The organism is Salmonella sp. NW884 (genome assembly GCF_051700745.1).
Taxonomy (GTDB): domain Bacteria; phylum Pseudomonadota; class Gammaproteobacteria; order Enterobacterales; family Enterobacteriaceae; genus Salmonella; species Salmonella enterica.
Window position 1 is genome coordinate 1 of sequence record NZ_JAMMDE010000050.1, and the last position, 332, is coordinate 332.

Annotated in this window: 1 rRNA gene; it reads right to left on the reverse strand. The window is 50.9% G+C overall.

The features are described 5' to 3' along the window. Window positions 1-78: ribosomal RNA gene (rrf, locus tag NA197_RS23465) — 5S ribosomal RNA — on the reverse strand; the annotation flags it as partial. Window positions 79-332: the final 254 nt, after the last annotated feature.

The following is a 332-nucleotide window of genomic DNA, read 5'->3' on the forward strand; positions in this document are numbered from 1 at the left end:
ACTACCATCGGCGCTACGGCGTTTCACTTCTGAGTTCGGCATGGGGTCAGGTGGGACCACCGCGCTACTGCCGCCAGGCAAATTCTGTTGCCAGAAACGAATCTTTTACACCGATGCTGCGTTGGCTGCATTCGTAAAGTCAGTCACATACTTCTGTATGCTCCTTCCTTTCCTTCATTTGCCGCCTTGCCTCAGCGTAAAATCTTTCGTTCCCGAAAATCCGGAATCAGTGCTGAAAATTGTTCGTCTTCTCAGTCCGCCAAAACATCTTCGGCGTTGTAAGGTTAAGCCTCACGGTTCATTAGTACCGGTTAGCTCAACGCATCGCTGCG